A 26,781-nucleotide genomic window follows, 5' to 3' on the forward strand; every position below is an offset into this window, starting at 1 on the left:
CGCACCGACTTGGGGGAGAGGCGGTACAGGGGCTCGTTGCACTGGAAAAGCGTCTCGGCTTGGGGTATCTGCGCGCCATGACACGCAACGCCCATATCGATCCTGCGGCAACGGGACTTTCCCTGACCGCGCCCTGCGTCATCCTGTGCGAGCCGCAGCTTGGCGAGAACATCGGCACGGCCGCCCGCGCCATGGCGAACTTCGGCCTGAGCGATCTGCGTCTGGTCAATCCGCGCGATGGCTGGCCGAGCGAAAAGGCGCGCGCGGCCGCGAGCCGTGCCGACCATGTGATCGACGGGGTGCAGGTGTTCGACAGCGTCGAGGCGGCGATCGCGGATCTGTCGTTCGTCTTTGCGACTACGGCGCGCTCGCGCGAGGTGGCAAAGCCCGTGCGCGGTCCGGACGAGGCGGCCGCGACGACGACCCGGCTCGGTGCCGAAGGTGCGAAGGTCGGTTACCTCTTCGGGCGCGAGCGTTGGGGGCTCAACAACGACGAGGTGGCGCTGGCCGACGAAATCGTCACGCTGCCGGTAGACCCGGATTTTGCCTCGCTCAATATTGCCCAGGCGGTTCTCGTCTGTTCCTATGAGTGGCGGGTGAAGGCCAACGGAGGTGCGCTGCCCTTCCGGCTCGACGAAGAGGCGAATCCGCCCGCGAGCAAGGACGACCTGCAGCGGCTCTTCGATCATTTCGAAGGCGCGCTCGATGCCGTGAACTTCTTCCGCCCGCCGGAAAAGCGCCCCTCCATGGTGCGCAACCTGCGAAACATCCTGCAAAAAGCCGCATTGACGGATCAGGAAGTGAAGACCTTGCGCGGTGTGATCGCAGCGCTTGAAGGACGCAAGACGCGACCGCATTCCGGCTCTGGCGAGAGCGGAAAAGGCTGAGGCGGGAAGGACCTCTCCCGCCGCGTTCAGCGCACGGGGGTGAGGAATGAGCGAGACACGAACCCTGGCCGGAAGGGCGCTCCATGCGGGCGACGCACCGGTCCTTGTGTTCGACAGCGGTGTTGGCGGGGTGTCGGTCGCGCGCGCGATCCGCGCCGCGCTTCCCGGTCTTCCCATTCTCTACTACGCCGACCTTGCCGCCTTTCCCTATGGTGACTGGGATCCGGCCGCGCTGACGCATCACTGTGTCGGGCTCGTTCGCGAGCTTGTCGCGACTCATTGCCCGCGTGCCCTCGTCATTGCCTGCAATACAGCCTCGACGCTGATCCTGCCGCCGCTTCGTGCGGTTCTCGACATCCCCGTGGTGGGGACGGTGCCGGCGATCAAGCCGGCCGCGCAACTGACCCGGTCCGGTGTCGTCGCCGTGCTTGCAACGCCGGGCACCGTCCGCAGGGAATATACCTTCGACCTGATCGAGCGCTTCGCGTCGGAGGTTGCCGTCACCCTCGTCGGCTCGAGGGGGCTTGCCCGCCTTGCCGAGGAGCGGCTCCGGGGAGGCGTGGTTTCCCGCGAGGCGCTCCTGGCCGAAATCCGTCCCTGCTTCGTGGAGAAGGCCGGTCGGCGCACCGACGTCGTGGTGCTGGCCTGCACGCACTACCCTCTGTTGCTGCCCGAACTGCGCGAGGTCGCGCCCTGGCCGGTGACCTGGATCGATCCGGCTCCGGCCATCGCGCGACGCCTTGCGGATGTGCTCGACCTCGTGCCGGGGGGCTCGCAGGCGGAAATTTCCGGCCCAGCGGCGCCCGAGCGCGACCGCATCCTGTGCAGCAACGACACGGACCTGTCACATCTGCTGGCTTTGATCGGCGAAAGCCCGGAAACATGCGATGCGGGGCTTGCACGGCATGTTTGACAGCGGCCGGCCTTTCGGCTAGTTCTCGCGCGCTTGGCGGGCCATGGCGGCCCGCTTTCGCATTTGCACACCCGTGGACATCCGCGCCGGCGCTGTTTGGCCGGAAGTCCTGTCGCCTGTAAGCCTCCGGGCCGTCAGGAAAGGAGGGCGTGTTTCCTTTGAAAGACCAGAAAACGCGAAGGAACCGCGCATGTCGAAGCGCCATAGCGTAAAGTACAAACTCGATCGCCGTATGGGCGAGAACGTCTGGGGCCGTCCGAAGTCCCCGGCCAACCGCCGTGAGTACGGCCCGGGCCAGCACGGCCAGCGCCGCAAGGGCAAGCTCTCCGACTTCGGCGTGCAGCTTCGTGCCAAGCAGAAGCTCAAGGGCTACTACGGCAACATCTCCGAGAAGCAGTTCCACAAGATCTACGTGGAAGCCTCGCGGATGAAGGGCGACACCTCGGAGAACCTCATCGGTCTCCTGGAGCGCCGTCTCGACGCGGTCGTGTACCGCGCCAAGTTCGTGCCGACCGTGTTCGCCGCGCGCCAGTTCATCAACCACGGCCACGTCAAGGTCAACGGCCGCCGGGTCAACATCTGCAGCTACCGCTGCAAGCCGGGCGACGTGATCGAGGTCCGCGAGAAGTCGCGCCAGCTCGCGATCGTCATCGAGGCAACCCAGCTCGCCGAGCGTGACGTGCCGGACTATGTCGTTGCCGACCACAACAAGATGACCGCGACGTTCCAGCGCGTTCCGGCGCTCGGCGACGTTCCGTACCCGGTCCAGATGGAGCCGAACCTGATCGTCGAGTTCTACTCGCGCTGATCCGGCTCTCCGGTCCGAAATCGAAAGGGGCGCTCCTTCGGGGCGCCCCTTTTTCTTTGTCGGCATACGCTCTCCCGCCATGGAACACCGGTTGCCCTTTTCATATTCCGCTCGCAGAATATGATTTGGGGGACAGATCGGGAGGAAGGAACATGTCGACGTCACACGACGAAAACAGGGACAGGCTCTCGCGCAGGCGCTTCCTGTCGGGAGGGCTTGCCGCGGGCGCGGGCGCGCGGCTTGCCTCGCCCGCCATCCTGCGTGGCTTGGTTGGAGGGGCCGCCGGGACCGGGTTGCTGTCCGGTGCGGTGCGGGCACAGGGCGATCCCGCTGCCCACCGCTTCCTGCTCGGAACCACGGAAATCGTGGTGCTGACGGATGGCGGCCTGTCGCTTCCAGCTTCCACGGTCGCGAACAATGTTCCGGAAGAGGAGCGTTCCGCCTTCCTCGCGGCTGCGGGCCATGACACCGCCACGCGCGCGAGCGCCCTCAACGTGACGCTGATCCGCAAGGACGACAATCTCGTACTCGTGGACACGGGGGCGGGCATGAACTTCTTTCAGGACGCCGGCCGGCTTGCCGACAGTTTCGAGACGGCGGGGATCGATCGCGAGGCCGTCACGCATGTGGCTCTGACCCATGGCCACCCCGATCATGTGTGGGGAGTCGTCGATGACTTCGACGAGAGCGAGCGGTTTCCCAATGCGCGGTACGTCATGGGCGCGCGTGAATGGGATTTCTGGAATGCGGAGGACTTCCTGTCGACCCAGCCCGAAATCCTGCACTCCTTCGCGCTCGGCGCGCAGCGCAATCTCGGGGCCGTGGCGGACAAGACGACACGCGTGAACGCGGACCACACGGTGATTCCCGGGGTGACCATGATCGATACGCCGGGGCACACGCCCGGGCACATGTCGGTACTGGTCGAGGACGGGGGCGGCCAGCTTCTCGTCACCGGCGATGCGCTCACGCATCCCGCCGTTTCCTTCGAGCGCCCGGATTGGCAACCCTCCACCGACCAGCTTCCCGAGGTCGCGGCCGCGACCCGGCGCCAACTGCTCGACCGGGCGGCCACCGACGGTCTTCTGCTGGTCGGTTATCATCTCCCCTGGCCAGGCGTTGGACGTGTGGAGACAAAGGGGGCTGCCTGGCGCTACGTTGCCGAAGTCTAGGATTTGGCCCCACGGGCCGACGCGTTGATCGCATGCCGGTGTCCATTGTCCCGGGGGTGTGCTACCCGTCCAACAACGTCCCCCACGTTGGTCCGGCACCGGCATGAAAATCAGCACGATCACGAACGCGGCCTACGGCATCACGGTGGTCCTCACGGCCCTTGCGGGAACCGCGTTCATCCTTTCCAACCGGATGGCAAGCGAGGAGCGGCAGGCGGTCGAGATCCGCATGGCGCTCGAGGACCTTGGCGCACAGGTCGAGACCGACGCGGAACTTCGGACCGACGAGGCGCGCTTGTTCGTCATGCGCGGGGATCCGGCGCATCTTTCCGTTTTCGAGCGCGTCACCGAGGAAGAGCACCGTCTGGAAGCGCTGGCGCATCGCCTTGGAACCCTGGGCGGAACGGAGGATGAGAAGGCGCTCCTCGAGGGGGTCGCGGTTCTGGCCGACCAGCTGGAGGAGATCGAGACCCAGGCTATCGAGGCCTATCGCTCCGGCGAGCGGGAAGCCGCCCGCGCAACACTGTTCGGGGACGCGCATTACACCTTGCACCTGAAGCTGTTGGGTGAGATCGGGCGCCTTCGCAAGGTGATCGACACCCGTACCGGGCTTGAACTGCAGCGTGCGCAGATGTGGAGCGACTGGCTCGGGCTGACCGCCCGCATCCTGCTGGGCGTGACGGCGGCGGTGTTTCTCGCGGTGCTTTACTTCGTGCTGCGTCGGCGCGTGTCCCTGCCGCTGACGCGCATGGCGGGCGTGGTCAAGCGCCTTGCCCGGCAGGATTTCGAAGTGGAGGTGCCTGACGATCCCCGGCATGACGAGATCGGCGAACTCACGTCGGCGATCCGCGTGTTTCGCGAGAACGGGCTGGAGCGCGAACGGCTCGACGCTGAGCGAAGGCGCGACCTGAAGATGAAGAACCTCATCCTGCAGCTGATGTACAGGATGCAGGCCTGCCAGACCGTCGAAGAGGTTGCCAATGTCGTGGCAAGGTTCTGTCCGCAGATCTTTCCCGAGCTCGGCGGAGCCTTCTTCATCCGCGATGATCCCAGGACGTCCCTGCGTGCCGTTGCCTCCTGGGACTGGCCCGAATGGGCCTCGACACGGTTCGAGCAGGATCAGTGCTGGGGACTGCGGCGCGGCAGGGTCCATCAAAGCCTGAGAGGGAATGCGGACGTCCGCTGCAACCATCTGCCGGTGGAAGAGGGCATTTCGACCTTTTGCGTGCCTCTCAATGCGCATGGCGACACGATCGGTCTTCTGTCTTTCGTTTCGCTGTCGGCGGATGTCTCCACGCCCGAGGATGACCGGGCCTATCTGGGCATGATTGCCGAGAATGTGGCTCTGGCTACGGCGAACCTGCGGCTGCGGGAGCGGCTGACGCATCTGGCGGTGCGCGATCCTTTGACGGGGCTGATGAACAGGCGCGCGCTTGACGAGGCGCTTGCATCCGCCGCGCTCGAGGAGCCCGAGCCGGATCTTACGTGCCTCGTTGTCGATATCGACCACTTCAAGCACTTCAACGATGAATTCGGCCACGATGCGGGAGACGCCGTGCTGGAAACCTTCGCGACCGTTCTGACGGATGCGGTGGGAACGCGCGGACGTTGCTACAGGTTCGGCGGCGAGGAGTTCGCCGTCCTCCTTCAGGATGCTTCCAGTGAGACGGCCCGGCAGGTTGCCGACCTCGTGCGGACCCGTGCCGCCACGGCCAGGCTGGAACACGCGGGGCGCATCCTCGGGTCGATCACCGTGTCGGTCGGCATCGCCGACAACCGCGATGGCCGGAAGGTCTCGACGGTGCGAACGCGTGCGGATCTGGCGCTTCTGCGGGCCAAGGAGACGGGGCGCAACGTCACCGTCTACGAGGACATCGGCGTCGAGAAGGTCTGAAGCCGCTCCGTCGGCTCCCCCCGAGACGAGGGCCGGGTTTTCTCTTGGCCTGAGGCGGCGACACCGGTATGTCAGGGGCCAAGGCACCAGCGCAGCCAAGAGACATTGCCATCATGACCGACTTTCCCGACGATCCGCTGGACGACCTGCCGGCGCTTTTCCGCAACGCCCCGTCCTCGGTCAGCTTCAAGAAGCTTCGCAAGCGGTTGTTGCGTCAGGTGCGCGAGACGATCACCGCCAACGCGATGATCGAGGCGAGCGGCGAACGGCCCAGGTGGCTGGTCTGCCTGTCCGGCGGCAAGGACAGTTACACACTACTCGCCGTCCTCATGGACCTGAAGTGGCGCGGCCTTCTGCCCGTCGATCTTCTTGCCTGCAACCTCGACCAGGCACAGCCGGGCTTCCCGGCGCATATCCTGCCGGAGTTTTTCGAGAGCAACGGAATTGCCCACCGGATCGTGCGTGAGGACACCTACTCCATCGTCACGGAGAAGATCCCGGCGGGAAAGACCTATTGCTCCTTGTGTTCGCGCCTGCGCCGGGGGCTGCTCTACCGTACCGCGCGGGAGGAGGGGTGCCAGGCCATCGTTCTCGGCCATCACCGCGAAGACGCGCTCGAGACGATGTTCATGAACCTCTTTCATGGCGGGCGCCTTGCCTCCATGCCGCCGAAGCTCGTCAACGACGAGGGCGACCTGATGGTCCTGCGCCCGCTCATTGGCTGCGCGGAGGATGACATTGCCCGCTTCGCCAAGGCGCTCGAGTTCCCCATCATTCCCTGCGATCTCTGCGGCAGTCAGGACGGGCTTCAGCGGGCCGAGGTCAAGAAGCTGCTGCAGGGTTGGGAGCGGGACAATCCGGGCCGCCTTTCCGTCATGGCGCGCGCCTTGTCGAATGTCCGTCCATCGCATCTGCACGACCAGCGCGTTTTCGACTTCGCGGGTCTCGCGCCCGAAGGCGCCGCCACGCCGGCCGACGCGCGCGAGGAACCGGAGGCCTGCGGCGCCGGTCTTGCCATGACGGCACGCCTTTTCGCCGCCGAATAACGGCTCCCTACAATCGAGACACGATCCGGCCGGGGAGGGGCTCTTCCCCGGCTTTCCGTTTCCGTCCGCCCCCGACCGTCCAGGCGGCCCTTTCCTGTCAGGCTTTCTCCCATGACCAAGACGCGCTCCTGCGGCATCGATTTCGGTACCTCCAATTCCACGGCGGCCCTTCCCGCGGAGGAGGGGCAGGCGCGCCTGCTTCCGCTGGAAGGCGACAGCGTGGTGTTGCCGAGCGCGTTGTTCTTCTCTTTCGAGGAAGGCAGGGTGCGGTATGGCCGCGAGGCGGTCGGAAGTTACGTGGAGGGCGTCGAGGGGCGGCTCATGCGGGCGCTGAAGAGCGTTCTGGGGTCAAGCACCATGAACGAGAAGACCATGATCCGCGCGCAGCGCTGGTCGTTCTCCGAGATTATCGGGCTGTTCCTGACCCAGGTGAAGCATCGTGCCGAAGAGGCGGCGGAACACGAGCTGTCGCAGGTGGTGCTCGGCAGGCCGGTGCATTTCGTCGACAACAATCCTCAGGCCGACGCGCGCGCCCAGGACGAACTCGAGGCCATCGCCCGGGCGTCCGGATTTTCCGAGATCGCGTTCCAGTACGAGCCGATTGCCGCGGCCCTCGACTATGAGCGTGGCGTGGAGGGGGAGGAACTTGCCGCGATCATCGATCTTGGCGGCGGTACCTCGGACTTTGCCATCGTGCGCGTATCGCCCGAAGGGCGAAACCGTGCCGATCGCCGCGACGACATTCTCGCAAGCACCGGTGTTCACATTGGCGGTACGGATTTCGACCGCCTGCTCAGCCTTGCAACGGTGATGCGGGAACTCGGCTACGGAACACCTTCGCGCGATCCGCGCCGCGACCTGCCGAACTGGGCGTTTTTCGAACTGGCGACCTGGCATCGCATCAACTTCCTCTATGCGCCGCAGGTCGAGCCCCGGCTGCGCGAGTTGCGTCAGGACGCGGCACGGCCCGAACTCGTCGAGCGGCTCATGGACATCGTGGACGAACGCCTGGGCCATGCGCTGGCGGCCGCCGTGGAGGGCGTGAAGATCGATCTGTCGGAGACGGAACGGGCGCGGCTACGGTTTGCCCTGCGCGGCGCGCCGCTCGATCTGGAAGTGGAGCGGCAGGCATTCGAGGGAGCGATCGGTCAGGCCGTTTCCGGCGTCGAGGGCGCGCTCGAGGAGTGCCGTGCTCAGGCAGGGATCGAAGCGCGGGATATCTCGTCGGTGTTTCTCACCGGCGGCTCCGCGTCGATTCCCTTCGTGCGCAATCGGCTTACGGCGCTGATGCCGCAGGCGCGGGTCGTGCAGGGCGACGTTTTCGGGAGTGTGGGAACGGGTCTGGCGCTCGATGCTGCGCGCAAGTTCGGCGCCGCCTGACCCGACGCAGGCAAGGCTCCTTCGGCCATGGTCCGCACCGAGTGCCGGGCGGGTCAGGAGCCCTTGTTGAAGCTGGCCAGACCCGTGTCGCTACCGGCCGGCCGGTTGCGAACGAGGATAACGAGCGCGGAACTCGCGTCCTTGGCATCTGCGCTGGCCACGCCGCCGTGGGAGCGGCAGACATCCGCGTCGCTGATGCCGTTGACCGGTGCGAAAACCATCAGGTTGGCGCAGGAAATGCGACGAAGGCCCGCGTCCGTTTCGCCGGCGAAGCCGGACAGTCCGACGCACAGGGTCAGTGCGAAACCGATGCCGAGCAGTTTTGCGATACGCATGGCGTCCAGCCCTCCCGATGCCAGGTGTCCCGCGAACGATCAATGCCCGCGAGGGACAAAGGCGCAAACCCGGTGGCCTGCTATGGCCAGCGCGCTTCGGACCCGTTCGGCTTCCGCCGCTCTGTTTCGCCCCCGTCCTCCCGGGTGACGTAACACTGCAACGATGATCGAAGCCTGAAACAGGCGTTCAGGTATCGTTCATCTTAGGGCGATTCGGAAAAATTTGCCCAGTACTGAAATATTGCAAAATGAAAGGGCGAATCCACTTGGATCCGCCCCTCCGTTAACCGTTTGTTAACTTATTCGTCAGGCCGACTGCCGGGTCTCGATGCCCTTGTCGGTGAAGTGCTGCTGCAGTTCCTGGTTCTGGAACATCTCGCGGACGATGTCGCAGCCGCCGACGAACTCACCCTTCACATAGAGCTGGGGAATGGTCGGCCAGTCGGAGAATTCCTTGATTCCCTGGCGCAGATCGTCGTCCTCGAGCACGTTGATGCCCTTGTAGGGCACGCCGATGTAGTCAAGAATCTGAACGACCTGCCCCGAGAACCCGCACTGCGGGAAAGCCGGCGTGCCCTTCATGAAGACGACGACCTCGTTGCTGTCGACTTCGTTCCTGATCCAGTCCTGAATGCTCATGGTCTGTCCTTTCGTTCCGCCGGGTCCAAGGTCCGGCGTTTCGTTCCTGCCTCGGACGGCCGTTCAGTCCGGCGCGTTCGTCTGCAGTGCGAGGGCATGAAGATCGCCGCCCATGTTGCCCTTGAGGGCCTGGTAGACGAGCTGGTGCTGCTGTACACGCGTCTTGCCGCGAAAGGCCTCGGAGACAACGACGGCGGCGTAGTGGTCGCCGTCGCCCGCAAGATCACGGATCTCCACCCTTGCGTCGGGAAGAGCCTCCTTGATGAGCGCCTCGATCTCGCGCGCCTGCATTGCCATGTGGTCGTCCTTCGTGCCCAGCCGGCGGGCAGTCCCGCCAGTCTCCTCTTCCAGGCGCTCAGCGCGCCCCGTTCATGTAGTCCGGGAACCAAGTCTCATGGCTCTCGGCAAGCTTTGCAACGGATATGGTGAGAATGTCCTCAACCGTCAAATCGCTTCCGCCGACATGGCCGATCTCGACGATCTCGAGGCCGGCATCGATGGCATCCTCGACGACCCGTCCGGCGCGCTCGGCATCGATGGTGAGCACATAGCGGCCCTGGTCCTCGCCGAAGAGCGCGGCATGGGCGGGGCCGGACACCTTCACGCGCGCACCCGTGCCGCCGGCGATCGCCATCTCCGCCAGCGCGACCGCGAGGCCGCCGCTGGAAACGTCGTGCACGCCGGTGACGCGGCCCGCGCGGATGAGGTCGCGCACGAAATCGCCGCGCCTGCGCTCCGCATCCAGGTCGACCGGTGGGGGCGCGCCTTCCTCGCGGCCCAGGATGTCGCGCAGATAGGCACTCTGGCCCAGGTGGGTGCCGTGACCGCCGACGACCACGATGACGTCGCCCTCATTGGCGAAGGCAGCGCCCGCGCGTCTGGTTACGTCGTCGAGCAGCCCGACACCGCCGATCGCGGGCGTCGGCAGGATCGCCTCGCCGCTGGTCTCGTTGTAGAGCGAGACGTTGCCCGAGACGATCGGGAAATCGAGCGCGCGACAGGCCTCGCCGATGCCCTTGATGGCTCCCACGAGCTGGCCCATGCTCTCGGGCTTCTCGGGGTTGCCGAAGTTGAGGTTGTCGGTCGCCGCGAGTGGGTCGGCACCGGTGGCGGTGATGTTGCGCCAGCATTCGGCGACTGCCTGCTTGCCGCCCTCGAAGGGATCCGCCTCCACGTAGCGCGGGGTCACGTCGACGGCGAAGGCGAGGCCCTTGCCCTTGTCGCCGACGCGGATGAGGCCGGCATCGCCGCCCGGGCGCGCGATGGTGTTGCCCTGGACGAGCGTGTCGTACTGCTCCCAGACCCAGCGCCGGGAGGCGCCATTGGCGTTTCCGACCAGCGTGAGCAGTGCGGCCGCGTAGTCGTCCGGTTCGGCAATGCCCGAGGCAGGCAGAACCGGCTTGCGCGGCGTCTCTGCCCAGGGGCGGTCGTATTCCGGGGCCTCGTCGCCGAGTTCCTTGATCGGCAGGTCGGCGACGGTCTCGCCCTGGTGCTTGACGATGAAGCGCAGCGTGTCGGTTGTCACGCCCACGATGGCGAAGTCGAGGCCCCACTTGGTGAAGATCGCCTCGGCCTCGGCCTCCTTCTCGGGACGCAGGACCATCAGCATGCGCTCCTGGCTTTCGGAGAGCATCATTTCGTAGGCCGTCATGCGCTCCTCGCGCACCGGAACCCTGTCGAGATCGAGCTCGATGCCGAGATTGCCCTTGGCGCCCATTTCCACCGCCGAGCAGGTGAGGCCGGCCGCGCCCATGTCCTGGATGGCGATCACCGCGCCGGTGGTCATCAGTTCCAGGCAGGCCTCGAGCAGGCACTTCTCGGTGAAGGGGTCGCCGACCTGAACGGTCGGACGCTTTTCCTCGATGGTCTCGTCGAACTCGGCCGAGGCCATGGTGGCGCCGCCGACGCCGTCACGACCGGTCTTGGCACCGAGGTAGACGACCGGCAGGCCGACGCCTTCCGCCTTGGACAGGAAGATCCCGTCCGTGCGCGCGATTCCGGCGGCGAAGGCGTTCACGAGACAGTTGCCGTTGTAGCGGGAATGGAACTCGACCTCGCCTCCGACCGTTGGGACACCGAAGGAGTTGCCGTAGCCGCCCACGCCGGCCACCACGCCGGACACCAGATGCTTCGTGCGCGGATGCTCGGGATCGCCGAACCGGAGGGCGTTCATGGCCGCGACCGGCCGTGCGCCCATCGTGAACACGTCACGCAGGATGCCGCCGACACCCGTCGCCGCGCCCTGATAGGGTTCGATGTAGGAGGGGTGGTTATGGCTTTCCATCTTGAAGACAACGCATTCGCCGTCGCCGATGTCGACGACGCCGGCGTTTTCGCCCGGCCCCTGAAGCACGCGCTCGCCGGTGGTCGGCAGCGTCTTGAGCCACTTCTTGGAGGACTTGTAGGAGCAGTGCTCGTTCCACATGGCCGAGAAGATGCCAAGCTCCGTGAAGGTCGGCGTCCGCCCGATCAGCGCCAGAATGCGCTCGTACTCGTCGGGCTTGAGGCCATGGGCCTCGATCAGCTCGGGTGTGATCGCGATGTCGTTGGGGATCATGTGCGGTTCTGACCTTGGCAGCGAAAGATGCGCCCGTGTAGCAAACCGGGGCCGCAAAGGGAATTGCAGACATTGGGCGGACGGTTGTTCCGTACGCATGGCAGCAGCGCGTGGGGGCATCCGGTCCCCCGCCACAACAGGAAAAACGCGATGGCACATGACCAGACCCCGAGCGAAAAGCGGCATCTGCTTCTGGTCCTGAACGGAAAGGCGGCACCGCGAGAGGATGTGCGGGCGGCGGTGGAAGCCGTGCGGGGCGCGGGTCATACGCTCGAGGTGCGCGTGACCTACGATGGAGACGATGCGGGGCGCTTCGCGCGCGAGGCCGTGGAAAGCGAGGACGCGCGTCCCGGGGTGATCGTCGCCGGCGGTGGCGACGGGACCATCAACCAGGTCATCGCCTCGGCTCTCGAGACCCGGCCCGAGACGGACTGTGCCTTCGGCGCGCTGCCGCTGGGCACGGCCAATGATTTCGCCACCGGCATGGGGCTTCCGGTGGACGATGTCCGCGCCGCACTCATGCTGTGCGCCACCGGAACGCCTCGCCCTATCGATGCGGGGCGCATCAACGGGCGCATCTTCGTGAATGTGGCGAGCGCCGGATCGGTGACCCGGATCACGCGGGAGACGGATCCGCGTGCAAAGGAGCTTCTGGGCGGTGCCGCCTACCTGATCGCCGGCGCCAGCCGGCTTGGGGATCTCGTGCCCTCCCGCGCCCGGATCGAGGGCGACGGGTTTTCCTTCGACGATGAATTCGTGGCGCTCGCCGTCGGCAACGGGCGTCTCGCTGGCGGCGGAGTGCCGCTTTGCGCCAATGCGCGCTACGACGACGGAGAACTGGATCTCGCGTTGTTCCCGAGGCCCGACGCCGATCACATGCTGTCGCTTCTCTCGGGTCTCTTGAGCGAGGGGGAGGGGACGCTGGACGGGTATGCCCGGACCCATCGCTTCACGCGGCTGGTGGTCGATGCGGAGGACGAACTGGCGGTGAACCTCGATGGCGAGCCCATGTCGGCCAGGCGTCTCGAGGTGGAGGTGATGCCGAAGGCGTTGCGCTTCGTCACCGGTGCGTGAGGCCCGCGAACGGCGTGTCAGCGACGCGTCAGGATGTTCGGCTCTTCCATGGCGTAGACGATCTCGCTGACCTCCTCGAGCCGCGCCGAGATCGCGGCGCGGGCGTCATGAAGGCCGCGGTTGTAGAAGTGCCCGGCGATGTCGCGCACCAGTGCGCCTGCGAGCGACTCGGCTTCGAGACCGCCGATCTCCTCGCCGGTCTCCTCCGCGACTCGCTCGCGAAGCCATTCGGCAAGGGCGGCGCGTTCGGGTGCGGACAGTTCGATGTTGGCCATTCCGTGGGCTCCTTGTCCGGGAGGGAGGCCTCGTAGCCCCGGAACCCTGCCGCCGGCTCAGGCCGTTTCGAAAGCCTCTGCGATCCCCTTGAAGAACGCGGCGCCGTCGGTGGCCGTCTGCTGCGCGTCGACGTAGTTCTCCGGGTGCGGCATCATGCCAAGCACATTGCCGCTCTCATTGGTGATGCCGGCAATGTCGCGGGCCGAACCGTTCGGGTTGGTGCCGTTCGCATAGCGGAACGCGACCCGGTCCTCGGCCTCGAGGCGATCGAGCGTTTCGGTGTCGGCGAAATAATTTCCGTCGTGGTGGGCGACAGGGCAGCGCCAGACGTTGCCCTTCTCGAGGTGACGGGTGAAGGGGCTGGCAGTTGAGCTCGTCTCGAGCAGCACCTCGCGGCAGACGAACGTCAGGCCCTTGTTGCGCATCAGCGCGCCCGGCAGAAGGCCGGCTTCGGTCAGCATCTGGAAGCCGTTGCAAACGCCAAGCACCAGCCGGCCGCGTGCCGCGAAGTCGCGCACCGCGTCCATGACGGGCGCGCGGGCGGCGATGGCGCCGGAGCGCAGGTAGTCGCCGTAGGAGAAGCCGCCTGGCAGCACCACCAGATCGACGTCGGGCAGGCTGGTTTCCGCGTGCCAGACGGACACCGGGTCGATGCCGGTGGCGAGCCTGAGCGCGTGCATCATGTCGCGCTCGCGGTTGGAGCCGGGGAAAGTGATGACGGCGGACTTCATGTCGGCATGTCTCCGTTTCGGGCGCTGCCCGGACAGTCTGTCGGCAAGCGGGCGCTCACACGAAAAACAGGGCGGCGACGAGAGCCAGGGCGGCCGGAAGGGCGATGAAGAGCGCTGCCTTCAGCAGAAGGAAGCGGATCGCTCTGGCGCTGTCCTCGTCCATTTCAGGACCCTGCGTTCTCTGCAACCGGCAACGGACCCGGGCGGGTCCGCAAGCTCCGGGTTTCAGAGGATCTCGATCGCGTAATTCTCGATCACCGTGTTGGCAAGCAGCTTGTCGCACATGGCGGCAAGCTCTGCGCGGGCGCTTTCGCTGTCGGTGGAGGAAAGCTCCACGTCGAAGACCTTGCCCTGCCGCACGCTTTCAACGCCGGAAAAACCGAGGGCCGCAAGTCCGCCTTCGATCGCCTGGCCCTGGGGGTCGAGGACGCCGGTCTTCAGGGTGACGGTCACGCGTGCTTTCATGGGGCTCGTCTCCGAACACAAGGTTCCAGCCGGTGCGGTTCCGCCACGCCGGCTTGCGCCGGCAGGTGGCAGGCGCCTCTTCGTTGCGCCGCTTCTAGCGCGCCGGCCGCGCCGATGAAAGACCTTTTGCGCGGGCCTTGCCCGGGCTTTCACGGCAATCGGGGACGTGACCGGGGAACCATCGCGCCAAGCGCTTCAGACCTCTTGACGACAACTGCTCAATTAACCCGCCTGATCCTCGTATTGGCGAAGTACCTTTCGAGATTGCGCACGGCGACTGCACGAGAATGTGCGAAGGACTGCACCTGCACACCGCGATTGTTCTGGGCGACGATACGTGTGGCCATGTAGAATCTTTTGCCACGTTTATTGCGGGTCGTCACGACGAACTGGAAACCGGAGTAGGTAGGGGTGGTGATACGGCGTGTGGCGGAGAAGGAGACCTTCTTGTCAGTGGCGACGTGAACGAACTTCAGGAAGGATGCCAAGAGTTCCGTGTTCAGTTTTCCTCTCCGGATCGCGGATTCCACATCGCCGTGGACCTTGCCCGGCTTTACGAGAACCGTCTGCCTTTGGCCGCAGGTGGCTTTCGGACACTCATATGTGGTGACGCTCCCGACTTTCTGACTGCTCCAGCCCTTGGGCGGGAAGGTGGTCGTCAGTGCACCCGGCTTCAGTCCCGCCGTCTGGCACGCCGCCAGAAAAAGACCTGCGAGCAGAACGAACACAATCCTTCCGCGATTGTGCGCGGAACCGATATTTCTCATGGCAAAGCCCCCTTTATCCAGCCTCGCGGAGGCTACGGGACTCGTTCAAGAGTTGCAATCAGGGTGCATCACGCTTGCTTGCAAAAAAACCCCGGCCGTGCCGGCCGGGGTTTCGGGATCATGTGGCGACGGTGGGGCCGCTATGGTCCGTCAGGCAAGCCTACTTGACGAGGACCGGGCCGGTTCCGGCAGGGCGGTCGTTGTCGTTCAGGATGCCGAGCCGGCGGGCCACTTCCTGGTAGGCTTCGAGCATTCCGCCCAGATCGCGGCGGAAGCGGTCCTTGTCCATCTTCTCGTTGGACTGGATGTCCCACAGGCGGCAGCTGTCGGGCGAGATCTCGTCGGCGACGACGATGCGCATCATGTCGCCTTCCCAGAGGCGTCCGCACTCGATCTTGAAGTCGACGAGGCGAATGCCGACACCGAGAAACAGACCGGTCAGGAAGTCGTTGACGCGGATCGCCAGCGCCATGATGTCGTCCATCTCCTGCGGCGTGCACCACCCGAAGGCGGTGATATGCTCCTCGGAGACCATCGGATCGTCGAGCGCGTCGTTCTTGTAGTAGAACTCGATGATCGAGCGCGGAAGCTGCGTGCCTTCCTCGAGACCAAGGCGCTTGGACAGCGACCCGGCCGCGACGTTGCGCACGACCACCTCCAGCGGGATGACCTCCACCTCGCGGATGAGCTGCTCGCGCATGTTCATCCGGCGCAGGAAGTGCGTCGGGATGCCGATCGCGTTGAGCTGGTTGAAGATGAACTCGGAAATCCTGTTGTTCAGGACGCCCTTGCCATCGACGATCTCGTGCTTCTTGGCGTTGAACGCCGTGGCATCGTCCTTGAAGTGCTGAATGAGCGTACCGGGCTCCGGACCCTCATAGAGGATCTTGCCCTTGCCCTCGTAAATGCGCCGGCGGCGGTTCATAGGCACGTACCGTGTTGGTGAAAGAAAATCCATTTCGGCGGAGTTGCTCCAATGTGCTGCCGAGATCCGGTCCCGTCGGAACCAACGCTCTCGCGTCGCTTTCGCCAACGCACGGGCGGGTTTCGATGTCGGGCCGGAGCGGCAGCAGTACCGGCCCCCCGCTCGATGGCGCGGAACCTACACGATCGCCCGGCAAAGTACAATGAAGCCGTGGCATGGGGCGGGAGCGCGCGAGCGGGCGGCTTGCGGCGGTTCGCGAGGTCGTCCGTCGCCCGACCCGCGACCGTGTTCGCGGTAGTCGTGGGCAGTTGCGGAATGGCGGTCTTATCGCGTTGATTTGGGGGGCTTGCGAGGATATGCAAGGGGCGCTCCAATACCCATATGGGGGATGGCCGCCCTTGCGTGACCGAATGAGGATACGAGCGGCAGCCGGACAAACGCATTGCAGCGATGACACGCCGCACCGCAAGAGACACGAGCGACCGAGAGGCAGGAGAAAGAGCGCATGAACACGTTCAACAGCCGCGAAGATAGCTTCGAGAGCAAGTTCGCTCACGACGAGGAATTGCGCTTCAAGGCGATTGCGCGGCGTAACAAGCTGCTCGGCCTGTGGGCGGCGGAGAAGCTTGGCCTGAACGCCGAGAAGGCCGCGGAATACGCGAAGGAAGTCGTGCGTTCCGATTTCGAGGAACCGGGCGAGGAAGATGTCTTCCGCAAGATCCGCAAGGACTTCGATGACGCTGGTGTCGAGCAGTCGGATCACCAGATCCGCCGCACGATGGACGAGCTTCTGCACACGGCGGCCGAACAGATCCAGCAGGGTCTCTGAAGCCTGAATTCACACCGGGTGGGGCGATCGTGTCCTGCCCGGTGTCTCGCGCGGCCCGGCGCCTTTCTGGCGCCCCGTGAGGGTTCGCGCGCTTTCCCTGCTGGCGACCTTCGGGTTGCGATCTTGGGGCCGGGACAGTGGCGTTCGGGGGAGGCGCCATCCGGCCCTCATCCGGGAGTCCGTCATGACCGTTTCCGCGCCCACGCTCGCAGCACGCCTTCGTGCCGGCGAGACCATCGTCACCATGTGGTCGTCGCTTGCCGTGCCGCTTCTTGCCGAGATGGGCGGACGCGCCGGCTACGAGTCGATCACCCTGGACATGCAGCACGGCTTTCACGATCTCGCCTCGGTCCGCGAGGGCATCGCGGCCGCGCGACTGGGTGGGGCCCATGCCGTCGTGCGCCCGCCGGTGGATGATTTCGCCAACGTGAGCCGCGCGCTCGACCTCGGCGCCGAGGCGGTCATCATGCCGATGATCAATTCGCCCGAGGATGCCATGGCGCTCGTGGTCGCGGCCAAATATCCCCCGCAGGGAGCCCGCAGCTGGGGGCCGCACCGCGCGGCCATGCTGCTCGGCCGCACGCCGGCGGAGTATCTTGCCGAGGCAAACTCCGAGACACTGGTCCTTGCCATGATCGAGACGCCGGCAGCCCTTGCCGCGCTCGATGACATTCTGGCGGTCGATGGCCTGGACGGCGTATTCGTCGGGCCGGGCGACCTGTCGCTCACCCTGTCCGAGGGGCGCGAAGTGGCGCCCTCCAGCGCTCCCGTCCAGGCCCATGCGGCCGACATCGCTACGCGCACGCTTGCCGCGGGCAAGGTCGCCGGCATCTACTGCAACAGCGCGGCGGATGCGACGTCGGCGATCGGCATGGGGTATCGGTTCGTCGCGCATGGCAGCGACCTGGCGATGTTTGCCGCCGAGGCCTCGCGCAAGCGCGCGGAGCTCGGCTGATCACGCCGCGACGGGCCTGTCCCTTACGGGAAACTCCCATGGGGCAGGCCGTCGCATTACTTTCTGTTTTTTGAATGTTACGCTGCGAAACCGTAGACCGGCGCGCCTGTCCGGCATCGGGTCGGGAGAGCGGTCGCCGTGTCCTGCACGGGGGACGCAGCCATGTGGAAGCTTGCCGCCATTCTCTTCATCGTCATCGCGCCGACGCTTGCCGGCGTCTTCGCGCTTGTTCCGATGACCTTCTACGGAATCAACGATTACGAGCCCTGGCTTCTGGCCGCCTTCGCGGGCGGCGGTGTCGTGGTGGCCGTACCGGTCGCGCTTTTCGTCGCGCGCCGGATCAACGCGCTGACCAAGGCCGGCCCGCGCACGGCCGGATAAGCCGCGGTGGGCGGGGCGCTTCCCTCAGGGGTGCCGGAGGTATCCCTTGAGGTCTGCCTGCAGGTTCTCGATCGGCGGCTTGCCGTTTTTCAGCAGCGGCTTGCGGGCCGGCGCGCAACCCGGTGAATAGGGTTTGGCCGCGTCCTTGGGCAGCGGCCTTGCCACCGTCGCACCGGCGAGGCCGAAGACGTCGCCGCGTTTCGTATCGAGAGTAAAGATTTCCTGGTTGTGGAAATTGCCGCACTGGGTGCTGCTGCCGGCCTTCTTCATCGTCGGGTTGCGGGTCCCCGTACCGTAGTCGTAGCAGACCCGCAGGTAGTCCTTGCTGTCGTCCAGCTTCCAGCGGCCTTGCAGGATGCGGCTGTTGCCCGGATACCAGAGCCAGGAGCGTCCGTCGGCGGAGGTGTAGGAGATCTGCGTTCCGTGCCCGGGCATGTAGGACACGCTGGTGCGGTCGGACATGGCCTCGGGGGCGTCGTTGTCGGTGTAGCGCGTCAACCCGCGCAACCTGTCCTTCGCCACGATGGCGCGGGCGGTCGGAGAGGAGTTTTCGGTGTTACCACAGGTGCTCCTGCCGTCACGGGCCTCGACGAGCGTTTGCACCAGTTTCTTGTGTCGCTCCAGATCCTCCCTGCTCGGGCCGCACCCGGCGAGGATCATCGGGCCGGCGAAGAGCAGCGCTGCGCGCAGGACGTTCTTGTTTGGTTTCATCGAAATGTCTTTTTCCGGAAAAAGAGGGTGGCTGGCGAAATGATTGAAGCTGCTTAACTCTTGATGTGACCAGGGAAATGCAATCAGTGCTTTCGCGTCGAACACACGTCCCAATTGTATGTGCGGGGTTTGCGGCAATCAACGGCGAAAACGCCTTCTGGGTGTAAAGAAGGGCAGGGCGCGGTCCTGGCGTCATCGCCTGCGCGCGCTCACAGGTCCTTCATCAGGTAGGCGAAGGACATCAGCCCCTCCGGCCAGGGGCCGTGGCCGCTTTCGTGATTGATGTGCCCGGCCTCGCCCGCATCCTGGAAATGCGCGCCCCAGTCGAGCGCGAAGCCGTGCGCCGTGTCGTAGTCGCAATGCGGGTCGTTGCGGCTTGCGACGACGCGCGCCCTGAAGGGAAGCGGACCCTTGGGAACCGGCAGGAAGTCACCGACCTCGAAGGCCGGTTTGGGGGCGCTGCGGGCGAGATCGGTCGGCGCGACCAGGAAGGCGGCCTTCACCTTGTCCGCCGGCAGCGCATGGGCGGCATGGACGCAGGCGATCGCGCCGAGCGAATGGGCGACGAGCACGACAGGCCGTTCGGCGCTCTCCACCCCGGCGGTGATCGTTTCGACCCACTGCTTGCGCACCGGATGAAACGTCGACGGCAGTTCGACGAAGCGTGCCGTGGGGATCTTCTCCTGCCAGCGATGAAGCCAGTGCGCGGCGGGCGTTTCGCCGTAGCCCGGCACGAGGAGAATGTCTGTCTCGGAGATCTTCATGGCACCGGGTCCGCTTGCGTGACGAGAAGTGCCTGATGGCAAGCTTTGGGTCCGCTGTCAAACGGGACCCGCCCCGTTACGGCTCCACGCCCTGATCGGTGAGCGGGCCGTAGAAGCCGGTCTCGAGCGGTCGCGCCCAGTCGGGGCGCCCGTTCCGCCGCGCCTGTTCCGCGGCCTCGGCCCAGTCGTAGGCGATCGCGCGCATCTCGAACCGCCAGCCATTGCCGTCGCTTTCGACGAGGCAGTAGCGTGCATGGGGACTTCCCGCCTGCATCCGGTGCGGTATCGGCGTCGCATCTCTGTAGCCCGGGAGGCCGACGCTGCCGGGATTGAGCAGTGTCTGGCCGCTCGAGACGAGATGCAGCAGGCGCGGCGTGTGGCTGTGTCCAAACAGAACGAGCGGAGCCGCTTCGTCACCAAGCCTTGCCAGGATCTCGCTTTCCCCGGACAGGCGCGGGTCGGGTCCGTCCACGGTTTCCGCGAGATAGGTGTCGTCATGTCCGGGCGTGGCGTGACAGGCGAAGACGCCGGGCACGGGCCGTGCGGTCACGGGAAGCGCCGAGAGCCACGCCAGGCTGCTCCCGGACAGCCGGTCGAGAGTGAAACTGTCGGTGCGGTTTTCCGGCGGTATGTTGCCCGCCGCAACCACCCGGTCGTGATTGCCGCGCACGGTGATCCAGTCACGCTCGATCAGCAGGCGGGCGGTTTCCTCCGGCCAGAGCGGTCCGGAGACACAGTCGCCCAGGTTGACGACCATGTCGGGGCGCGCGCGCTCCAGATCGTCGATGACGGCCTGAAGCGCGCGGACATTTGCATGGATATCGGCAAGAACCGCGATACGCATCCCCGCCGCTCCCCGTCTCAGTCTTCGCCGAAGACGCGGGCGAAGATCGTGTCGACCGCCTTGGTGTGATAGCCGAGGTCGAAGCGGGCGCGGATTTCCTCCTCGGAGAGGGCGGCGCGCACATCGGTGTCGTTCAGCAGTTCCTCGAGGAAGTCGACACTGGCGCTGCCCTCGACCTGATAGCTTGCCCAGACCTTCATGGCGTTGCGCTGAACGAGACGGTAGGCGTCCTCGCGGCTGACTCCGGCCTGGGTCAGGGCGAGCAGGATGCGCTGGGAGTGCACGAGGCCGCCGAGGCGGTTCATGTTGGCCAGCATCCGCTCCGGGTAGACCAGAAGCTTGTCGATCACGCCGGTCAGGCGTGCGAGCGCGAAGTCGAGCGTCACGGTCGCGTCCGGGCCGATCATGCGCTCGACCGAGGAGTGGGAGATGTCGCGCTCGTGCCAGAGCGCCACGTTTTCCATGGCCGGCATGGCGTAGGCGCGCACCATGCGTGCGAGGCCCGTGAGGTTTTCGGTCAGCACCGGATTGCGCTTGTGCGGCATGGCGCTGGAGCCCTTCTGGCCCGGCGAGAAATACTCTTCCGCTTCCAGGACCTCGGTGCGCTGCAGGTGACGGATTTCCGTCGCGACGCGCTCGATCGAGGAGGCGATCACGCCCAGCGTGGCGAAGAACATCGCGTGGCGGTCGCGCGGAATGACCTGGGTCGAAACAGGCTCGACGGCGAGGCCCATGGCGCTGGCGACATGTTCCTCGATGCGCGGATCGATATTGGCGAAGGTGCCGACAGCGCCGGAAATGGCGCAGGTGGCGATCTCCTCACGCGCCGCGACGAGACGCGTGCGGCAGCGGTCGAACTCGGCGTAGGCCTCGGCCATCTTGAGGCCGAAGGTGACGGGCTCGGCATGAATGCCGTGCGAGCGGCCGATGCAGACCGTGTCCTTGTGCTCATGGGCGCGGCGCTTGAGGGCGGCCAGCAGCGCGTCGATGTCGGCCAGAAGCAGGTCGGCGGCGCGGGTGAGCTGCACGTTGAGGCAGGTGTCCAGGACGTCCGAGGACGTCATGCCCTGATGCACGAAGCGCGCGTCCGGCCCGACGATTTCCGCCAGATGGGTGAGGAAGGCGATGACGTCGTGCTTGGTCTCGCGCTCGATCTCGTCGATGCGGGCAACGTCGAAGGTGGCCTTGCCGCCCTTGTCCCAGATGGTCCGGGCGGCTTCCTTCGGGATCACGCCGAGGTCCGCCAGGGCGTCGCAGGCATGTGCCTCGATCTCGAACCAGATACGGAACTTGGTCTCGGGCGACCAGATGTCGACCATCTCGGGCCGGGAATAGCGCGGGATCATGCGGGGTCCTCTTGGCGGGAAGTCTCGTGACGCCGCGTCCAATATCAGACGGAGCGGCGGGGCTCAATGCGGGCAAAGGCGAGGGCTGCGACAAGCAGTGCCGGCAGCAGCACCGGCAGCAGCGGGCGGATACCCGCCACCGCGAAGATGTAGCTGCTCGTCGCCGAGGTGAAGATCGTCTCCCACAGCATGCGCCAGGAGGGCCGGTCCGTATGCCACTGGCCATAATACTGGGCGAACTGGAGGTAGAACAGGAAACCCGTGATCGCGGTCGTGGTCACGGCCAGGGAGAGGGCCATGGCGGCGAAGCAGGCGCGCGCGCGGTTGCGTTTGCGCGCGAAGGTCAGCAGCCGGGCAATCGGCCACGCGGTCAGTCCGCCCAGAAGCGAGCCGGTCGCGAAGATGGCGATCACGCCGAGAAGGCGCCCGCTCAGCGCCTCGCCGCGAAGGGCGAGGGCGGCGATCTCGCAGCCGGTCACGACGAGCGACCAGACAAGCGCGAAGAGGAGCGGGCGGAGCACGGGGCCGTCAGGCTGCGGCGCGCGCGGCGCCTTCGGCGGCCGAGCGGATCGCATCGATGTTGGCGCGATAGCCCTCGATGCCCTTGCCCTTGAACACGGCCGAGCCGGCGACAAGGGCGTTCGCGCCGGCGGCGGCAACGAGCGGGGCGGTCTCGGCCGTGACACCGCCATCGACCTCGATGTCGATGGGGCGGTCGCCGATCAGCGCCTTGATGCGGGCCACCTTGTCGACCATCGCGGGAATGAAGGACTGGCCGCCGAAGCCGGGATTGACGCTCATGACGAGCACGAGATCGAGGCGGTCGAGCACATACTCGATGACGCTCTCCGGCGTTCCCGGGTTCAGCGAGACGCCGGCCTTCTTGCCGAGAGCGCGGATCGCCTGCAGCGAGCGGTCGAGATGCGGGCCGGCCTCCGCATGTACCGTGATGATGTCCGAGCCGGCCCTGGCGAAGGCCTCCAGGTAGGCATCGCAGGGTGCGATCATCAGATGCGTGTCGAACACCTTGTCGGTGTGCTTGCGCATGGCGGCGATCACGTCCGGGCCGAAGCTGATGTTGGGCACGAAGTGTCCGTCCATCACGTCGAGATGGATCCAGTCGGCGCCGGCCTCCACGACGTCGCGCACTTCCTGGCCGAAGGCGGAGAAATCGGAAGCGAGCATCGAGGGGGCGATGACGAGAGGACGGGACATGGCGGAGGCTCCGGAGAATTGTGCGGCGGGCGGCAGGCGCGCCCGGTCTTCGCGCAAGCCGCTATCATAGCCCTCCCGTGGCGACAAGGCACGCCGCGAAGATGCCGCGATTTAGCGCCGCCGACGGTCCCGGCCGGACGATGCGGCTCACAGCTTCCCGGTGATCGCCAGATACCGCCCGCCGGCCCCCTCGAAGCCGATCACCTCCATCAGGACGATGACCGCGAAGTGCGCGGGAGCGCGGTCGCTCTCGCGATGCACGACCAGGCGCTCGATCCGGTACCGAAGCGGGCAGCCCCGGCTTTTCGGAAGACTTGTGTCATCGTTGAGAACACGCGTGTTTCCCTCATGGGCGAGCGTGAGACGGAAGCCTTGCGTCTGCCCCATGCCGGAGGGGCAGAATGTGCCAGCCTCGAGCGGGTACTCGGCGAGTTCCAGAATGATGGGCTCGCCAATGTTCGGTGCGGCCGGCAAGGGCATCGCTTCCATGCGAAAGGGATCGACAAGCCGTTCCGTGGCGGGGTTGTGAGCCAGCGTGGCCCCGCGCCCGGCGATCCCCGCCTCGTCGAGAAGCGGCTGCGCCTCGGCGCGATTGCGGGCGCGGGTGCGTTCCAGTTCCGCGTCGAAGTCGAGCGGCTGGCTGTCATCGACCTCGTCGATGCGCCGAAACGGGCTCCCGGGAAGCCAGCTGTCGGTGTCCGTGTCGATGACATAGATGGAGGAGTAGGGAAAACCGGATCCATCCTGGATCCCGAATTCCTCGAAGGCGAGGCGCGATCCGTCTTTCGAAAAGCCCAGGATTTCCGTGCGGGCGAATTCCGCCGCATGGGCCGCGAGCGGGATCGCTGCCGCGAGGGCGACGGCGAGCGCGCCGGCAAGATTCCAGGGTTTCAGCCAGATCCGCCTGCAGATGGCCATTTTCACCTCCCGTTTGCTCCGGCCGGACCGCCGTGCCAACTCCAAGGATACAGCCTATGGCGTTCCCGTGGGAGCGATGTGACCGGGGTCACGCGCGTCGCGTTCAGCGGCGAGACGTGTTGCAACCGGTTTCAGCATCCAGGGCAGCAGGTAGATCGGCAACTGGCCGAGGCCGAAGTAGAGCCAGGCGAGTTCCGGCAGCGTGCCGCCAAGGGCGGCGACGAGAAGGCCCATGTTTCGATTGCCGCAGGAATGGGCAAGCACGAAGGCCTGGTCGCGCGGTGTGCGCGCGAAGACAAGCATGGTCATGCCCATCTGGAACAGAGCCACGACGAAGGTGAGAACCGCGACCCCCGCCGTGAGCAGCGGATCGGCGAGAAAATGGTCCGCGACACCGTCCATCACGGCGACCGCGAAGACGAAGAGGATCAGGACGTTCAGCCCGTCGATGTGATGGCGCGCGGCGGCAATGCGGTTCCGGCCGGCGATCCTTCGCAGAAGCCAGGCAACCCCTGCGGTCGCCACCAGCAGTCCGGCGAGGCGGATGCCGAGCGCCAGGGTGTCGATGGGGAGCGTGTCTCCCAGCATCAGACCGCCGACGAGCGGCGCCGTGAAGGGCGTGAGCATCATGCACACGCACACGAGCGCCAGCGACAGGGCGCTGTCGAGGCCGATCAGGGCGATGAAGGCCGGCGCGGACATGACGGCCGGCCCGGCGGTGACGAGGAAGACCGCGAGCGCCATGTCGGGGTGGAGGCCCTGCGGGTCGACCAGATGGATCATTCCCGCCGCCGCGAGCGGCACGATCACCTGCATCCAGACCATGGCGGCGATTATGAGCCGGGGACGGCGCATGTGGGCGACGACGGCGATGGGGTCCACGCGCAGGAACGCGAGCACAAGCAGGATGAAGATCGCCTCGGAGACATACGGCCGGAAGAAGGCCGAGAGCTGAGGCAGCATCAGGCCGAGGATGGCGCTGATGGCGACGGCCCGCGTGCCATGCCGTCCGAGCCAGGCGAGCAGGGTGAAGGGCAGGGCGAGGGCCTGCATGAAGAACACTCCGGGCCGGGAGATGAAACGGTGAGGAAGGCACCATGAACCCGGGCAGCGGGTTTGGCAAATCCGGGCGAGAACACGCCTTTCTCGGCTCAGGGTTGTCTTGCTGCTTGCAAGGCGCGACGGTTCGGTGTCGAAAGACCCTATGCGAAGCGTCGACGTCCTGGTCCTTGGCGCCGGCATCACCGGCATCAGCGCCGCCCTTCATCTTCAGGGGCGCGGCTGGAACGCGCTCGTCGTCGACGCCCAGGGGCCCGGCGAGGTCTCCTCGCGCGGAAACACTGGCATTCTGGAGCGTACCGGATTTCTGCCCCTTGATGTTCCCTCGGGGGCGGGAGAGGTTCTGTCGAGCGTTCTCGGGCGCGGTCCCGCCATGCGAATCGAGGCACGCACACTTCCCGCGTTGCTGAAGTTCCTGCGACTTGCCCGCCAGCACACCGCGTCGCCCTCGGTCGGACGGTTTGCGCGCGCCCTTGCGCCTCTCCAGTCCTCGGCGATCGGCGAGCATCTGGCGATCGCGCGCGCTGCCAGCGCGTTTCGCTTCTTTCGTCGCACCGGGTGGCTCAAGATCTATCGCAGCGAGCGGGGGCTGGCCTCCTGCGAGGTGGAGCGGCATTTCGCGCGGATCATCGGCGTTCCCTACGAGGATTGCGGTGCGCATGACATCGCCCGGCTGGAACCGGATCTCGTCGTGCGTGGCGCCGCCGGTGTGTTCTGGCCGGAAAGCCAGTCGGTGTCGTCACCGGGCGGGGTGACAAAGGCCTATGCCCGTTTCTTCCGCGAGCGCGGCGGCGAGATCGCCAGCGGCGATCCGTCAAGTCTGGAACCGGCCTGGAGCGGCTGGCAGGTGCGGACCGCGCGCGGCATGGTCGCCGCGAACCACGTCGTTCTGGCGCTGGGCGCGGACACGTTGCCGCTTCTCGCCCGTTTCGGCCTGTCGATGCCGCTCGCCGAATTGTGCAACAGGCATCGCCACTTTCGTGCGGTCTCGGGTGTCGGCCTGTCGCGGCCGGTGAGCGATGTGGACGGGGGATTTCTGCTCACGCCGATGGAGCGTGGCGTGCGCCTCGTTGCCGACCGGCAGCTCGCGCCCGCCGGGCGCCCGGGGGACGAGGAGGCGGGGTCGCCCGGTTTCGAGAGGGCGGTGGAGCGGGCCCGCGCCCTGATGCCCCTCGGTGCGTCGGTCGAGGATGTGCCCGTGGTCGGGCGTCGGGTGCTGACGCCCGACGGGCTTCCGGCCATCGGTCAGGTGCCGGGTGCCGCCGGTCTCTGGCTGCAACTGGGATCGGGAAGTGCCGGCTTCGCGCTAGCGCCCGCCATGGGCCGGATGCTCGCGGAACTCATGAGCGGTGATCCGGTCTTCGTCGACCCGGTGCCTTTCGCGCCGGCGCGGCTTCTCGTCGGTTAGGCGCCGGCTGTTTTCTCCGCCCAGTGCGCCGCGAACGCCTGCATGAGCTCCGGGAAATCCTCGGGCGGAGGGAAGCCCGTGTAGCTGCGTTCGACCGGAAGGGTCACCCAGTCGAGCTTCTCCGCGGTCATCGTTTCCATGAAGGGGCGGGAGAGGTTCGTGTCGTCGAACATGGTCGGGCGCACGTTGACGAAGGCGTCCATGCCCGTGATGCGGGTGAACATCCAGGTCATGCAGTCGGGGCAGAAGTAGTGATCGAGCTGCGGCCCCTTCGCCCCGCCCTTGATTGGGTCGCCCTTCGTGACGCGGAAGGCGGGCGCCGGCACCATGGCCGTGAGCGAGAAGGCGCTGGAGCTCATCTTGCGGCAGCCGTCGCAATGGCAGGCGGCGGTCACGATCGGTGCGGCGGATATCTCGATTTCCGTGCTGCCGCAACGGCAGGATCCAACAAGCGGTTTCATGGGAGACTCCAGGTCAGGGCG

General features: G+C 66.1%; 31 protein-coding genes. 12 read left to right on the forward strand and 19 right to left on the reverse strand.

The features are described from left to right. The first annotated feature begins 77 nt into the window (after positions 1-77). The 7 genes from ACYX4S_RS04445 to ACYX4S_RS04475 all read left to right on the forward strand — a co-directional run bounded on the left by ACYX4S_RS04445 (position 78) and on the right by ACYX4S_RS04475 (position 8,100). Complete coding sequence (locus tag ACYX4S_RS04445) at positions 78-887, forward strand: RNA methyltransferase (protein ID WP_422069344.1); 810 nt, start codon at positions 78-80, stop codon at positions 885-887. 46 nt (positions 888-933) lie between these two features. Continuing rightward, complete coding sequence (gene murI / locus ACYX4S_RS04450; protein ID WP_476362041.1) at positions 934-1,800, forward strand: glutamate racemase; 867 nt, start codon at positions 934-936, stop codon at positions 1,798-1,800. A gap of 190 nt (positions 1,801-1,990) precedes the next feature. Next, on the forward strand, positions 1,991-2,608 hold the full coding sequence (rpsD, locus tag ACYX4S_RS04455) for a 30S ribosomal protein S4 (protein ID WP_293719843.1): 618 nt from the start codon (positions 1,991-1,993) through the stop codon (positions 2,606-2,608). A 152-nt stretch (positions 2,609-2,760) separates the two neighbouring features. Further along, positions 2,761-3,780: an MBL fold metallo-hydrolase gene (locus ACYX4S_RS04460; RefSeq protein WP_476362042.1), complete on the forward strand. Its 1,020-nt coding sequence runs from the start codon at positions 2,761-2,763 to the stop codon at positions 3,778-3,780. A 103-nt stretch (positions 3,781-3,883) separates the two neighbouring features. Then, on the forward strand, positions 3,884-5,674 hold the full coding sequence (locus ACYX4S_RS04465) for a diguanylate cyclase (RefSeq protein ID WP_476362043.1): 1,791 nt from the start codon (positions 3,884-3,886) through the stop codon (positions 5,672-5,674). Between the two features lie 113 nt (positions 5,675-5,787). Then, positions 5,788-6,720: a tRNA 2-thiocytidine(32) synthetase TtcA gene (ttcA, locus tag ACYX4S_RS04470; protein ID WP_476362044.1), complete on the forward strand. Its 933-nt coding sequence runs from the start codon at positions 5,788-5,790 to the stop codon at positions 6,718-6,720. 111 nt (positions 6,721-6,831) lie between these two features. Continuing rightward, positions 6,832-8,100, forward strand: a complete 1,269-nt coding sequence (locus ACYX4S_RS04475; RefSeq protein WP_476362045.1) for an Hsp70 family protein — start codon at positions 6,832-6,834, stop codon at positions 8,098-8,100. Between the two features lie 53 nt (positions 8,101-8,153). On the opposite strand, the gene ACYX4S_RS04480 is transcribed toward ACYX4S_RS04475, so the two are convergent. The 4 genes from ACYX4S_RS04480 to purL form a co-directional block, all read right to left on the reverse strand. Continuing rightward, a complete protein-coding gene (locus tag ACYX4S_RS04480; protein WP_476362046.1) occupies positions 8,154-8,435 on the reverse strand; it encodes an antitermination protein in 282 nt (93 codons plus the stop codon). 306 nt (positions 8,436-8,741) lie between these two features. After that, positions 8,742-9,074 carry a Grx4 family monothiol glutaredoxin gene (grxD, locus tag ACYX4S_RS04485; RefSeq protein WP_293719854.1) on the reverse strand — a complete coding sequence of 111 codons (333 nt, stop codon included), beginning with the start codon at positions 9,072-9,074 and terminating at the stop codon, positions 8,742-8,744. 63 nt (positions 9,075-9,137) lie between these two features. Next, the gene (locus tag ACYX4S_RS04490; protein ID WP_293719856.1) at positions 9,138-9,371 is read right to left on the reverse strand and encodes a BolA family protein; all 234 of its coding nucleotides are present in this window, start codon (positions 9,369-9,371) and stop codon (positions 9,138-9,140) included. Positions 9,372-9,429: 58 nt separating this feature from the next. Next, entirely contained in the window at positions 9,430-11,631 is a 2,202-nt protein-coding gene (gene purL, locus ACYX4S_RS04495; RefSeq protein ID WP_476362047.1) for a phosphoribosylformylglycinamidine synthase subunit PurL, read from the reverse strand. Positions 11,632-11,781: 150 nt separating this feature from the next. Between purL and yegS the strand changes: the two genes are divergently transcribed. Continuing rightward, positions 11,782-12,705 (forward strand): lipid kinase YegS, encoded by a 924-nt coding sequence (gene yegS, locus ACYX4S_RS04500; RefSeq protein WP_476362048.1) that lies wholly within the window; start codon positions 11,782-11,784, stop codon positions 12,703-12,705. A gap of 17 nt (positions 12,706-12,722) precedes the next feature. Here yegS and ACYX4S_RS04505 read toward each other — a convergent pair whose 3' ends face one another. From ACYX4S_RS04505 to purC, 6 genes are all read right to left on the reverse strand, one after another. After that, positions 12,723-12,980, reverse strand: coding sequence for a DUF2164 domain-containing protein (locus ACYX4S_RS04505; protein ID WP_476362049.1), 258 nt, complete (start codon positions 12,978-12,980; stop codon positions 12,723-12,725). A gap of 57 nt (positions 12,981-13,037) precedes the next feature. Next, complete coding sequence (purQ, locus tag ACYX4S_RS04510; protein WP_476362050.1) at positions 13,038-13,712, reverse strand: phosphoribosylformylglycinamidine synthase subunit PurQ; 675 nt, start codon at positions 13,710-13,712, stop codon at positions 13,038-13,040. A 55-nt stretch (positions 13,713-13,767) separates the two neighbouring features. Beyond that, the gene (locus ACYX4S_RS04515) at positions 13,768-13,875 is read right to left on the reverse strand and encodes a phosphoribosylformylglycinamidine synthase-associated small membrane protein (RefSeq protein ID WP_293719866.1); all 108 of its coding nucleotides are present in this window, start codon (positions 13,873-13,875) and stop codon (positions 13,768-13,770) included. 62 nt (positions 13,876-13,937) lie between these two features. Continuing rightward, on the reverse strand, positions 13,938-14,177 hold the full coding sequence (purS, locus tag ACYX4S_RS04520; protein WP_476362051.1) for a phosphoribosylformylglycinamidine synthase subunit PurS: 240 nt from the start codon (positions 14,175-14,177) through the stop codon (positions 13,938-13,940). Between the two features lie 218 nt (positions 14,178-14,395). After that, a complete protein-coding gene (locus ACYX4S_RS04525) occupies positions 14,396-14,944 on the reverse strand; it encodes a hypothetical protein (protein WP_476362052.1) in 549 nt (182 codons plus the stop codon). A 160-nt stretch (positions 14,945-15,104) separates the two neighbouring features. Beyond that, entirely contained in the window at positions 15,105-15,902 is a 798-nt protein-coding gene (gene purC / locus ACYX4S_RS04530) for a phosphoribosylaminoimidazolesuccinocarboxamide synthase (protein ID WP_293719872.1), read from the reverse strand. A gap of 472 nt (positions 15,903-16,374) precedes the next feature. Here purC and ACYX4S_RS04535 point away from each other — a divergent pair, with 472 nt between their 5' ends. The 3 genes from ACYX4S_RS04535 (at position 16,375) to ACYX4S_RS04545 (ending at position 18,034) form a co-directional block, all read left to right on the forward strand. Beyond that, entirely contained in the window at positions 16,375-16,698 is a 324-nt protein-coding gene (locus tag ACYX4S_RS04535; protein WP_293719874.1) for a DUF1476 domain-containing protein, read from the forward strand. 184 nt (positions 16,699-16,882) lie between these two features. Further along, entirely contained in the window at positions 16,883-17,653 is a 771-nt protein-coding gene (locus ACYX4S_RS04540; RefSeq protein WP_293719876.1) for an HpcH/HpaI aldolase family protein, read from the forward strand. Positions 17,654-17,815: 162 nt separating this feature from the next. Next, positions 17,816-18,034: a hypothetical protein gene (locus ACYX4S_RS04545; RefSeq protein WP_476362053.1), complete on the forward strand. Its 219-nt coding sequence runs from the start codon at positions 17,816-17,818 to the stop codon at positions 18,032-18,034. A gap of 24 nt (positions 18,035-18,058) precedes the next feature. On the opposite strand, the gene ACYX4S_RS04550 is transcribed toward ACYX4S_RS04545, so the two are convergent. The 8 genes from ACYX4S_RS04550 to ACYX4S_RS04585 all read right to left on the reverse strand — a co-directional run bounded on the left by ACYX4S_RS04550 (position 18,059) and on the right by ACYX4S_RS04585 (position 24,885). After that, complete coding sequence (locus ACYX4S_RS04550) at positions 18,059-18,745, reverse strand: hypothetical protein (RefSeq protein WP_476362054.1); 687 nt, start codon at positions 18,743-18,745, stop codon at positions 18,059-18,061. A gap of 209 nt (positions 18,746-18,954) precedes the next feature. Continuing rightward, entirely contained in the window at positions 18,955-19,509 is a 555-nt protein-coding gene (locus tag ACYX4S_RS04555) for an RBBP9/YdeN family alpha/beta hydrolase (protein WP_422069333.1), read from the reverse strand. Between the two features lie 76 nt (positions 19,510-19,585). Continuing rightward, positions 19,586-20,353 (reverse strand): metallophosphoesterase family protein, encoded by a 768-nt coding sequence (locus tag ACYX4S_RS04560; RefSeq protein WP_476362055.1) that lies wholly within the window; start codon positions 20,351-20,353, stop codon positions 19,586-19,588. 17 nt (positions 20,354-20,370) lie between these two features. Continuing rightward, complete coding sequence (gene purB / locus ACYX4S_RS04565; RefSeq protein WP_476362056.1) at positions 20,371-21,699, reverse strand: adenylosuccinate lyase; 1,329 nt, start codon at positions 21,697-21,699, stop codon at positions 20,371-20,373. Positions 21,700-21,743: 44 nt separating this feature from the next. Then, positions 21,744-22,220 (reverse strand): hypothetical protein, encoded by a 477-nt coding sequence (locus ACYX4S_RS04570; RefSeq protein WP_476362057.1) that lies wholly within the window; start codon positions 22,218-22,220, stop codon positions 21,744-21,746. Positions 22,221-22,227: 7 nt separating this feature from the next. After that, entirely contained in the window at positions 22,228-22,914 is a 687-nt protein-coding gene (gene rpe, locus ACYX4S_RS04575) for a ribulose-phosphate 3-epimerase (RefSeq protein WP_476362058.1), read from the reverse strand. A 147-nt stretch (positions 22,915-23,061) separates the two neighbouring features. Continuing rightward, a complete protein-coding gene (locus tag ACYX4S_RS04580; RefSeq protein WP_476362059.1) occupies positions 23,062-23,832 on the reverse strand; it encodes a DUF2259 domain-containing protein in 771 nt (256 codons plus the stop codon). Positions 23,833-23,886: 54 nt separating this feature from the next. After that, positions 23,887-24,885 (reverse strand): sodium:proton symporter, encoded by a 999-nt coding sequence (locus tag ACYX4S_RS04585; protein WP_476362060.1) that lies wholly within the window; start codon positions 24,883-24,885, stop codon positions 23,887-23,889. Positions 24,886-25,036: 151 nt separating this feature from the next. Between ACYX4S_RS04585 and ACYX4S_RS04590 the strand changes: the two genes are divergently transcribed. Next, positions 25,037-26,299 (forward strand): NAD(P)/FAD-dependent oxidoreductase, encoded by a 1,263-nt coding sequence (locus tag ACYX4S_RS04590; RefSeq protein ID WP_476362061.1) that lies wholly within the window; start codon positions 25,037-25,039, stop codon positions 26,297-26,299. On the opposite strand, the gene ACYX4S_RS04595 is transcribed toward ACYX4S_RS04590, so the two are convergent. Further along, positions 26,296-26,760 (reverse strand): GFA family protein, encoded by a 465-nt coding sequence (locus tag ACYX4S_RS04595; RefSeq protein WP_476362062.1) that lies wholly within the window; start codon positions 26,758-26,760, stop codon positions 26,296-26,298. The genes ACYX4S_RS04590 and ACYX4S_RS04595 overlap by 4 nt on opposite strands. Positions 26,761-26,781 lie beyond the last annotated feature (21 nt).

Source organism: Stappia sp. ABD4_338 (genome assembly GCF_056312175.1).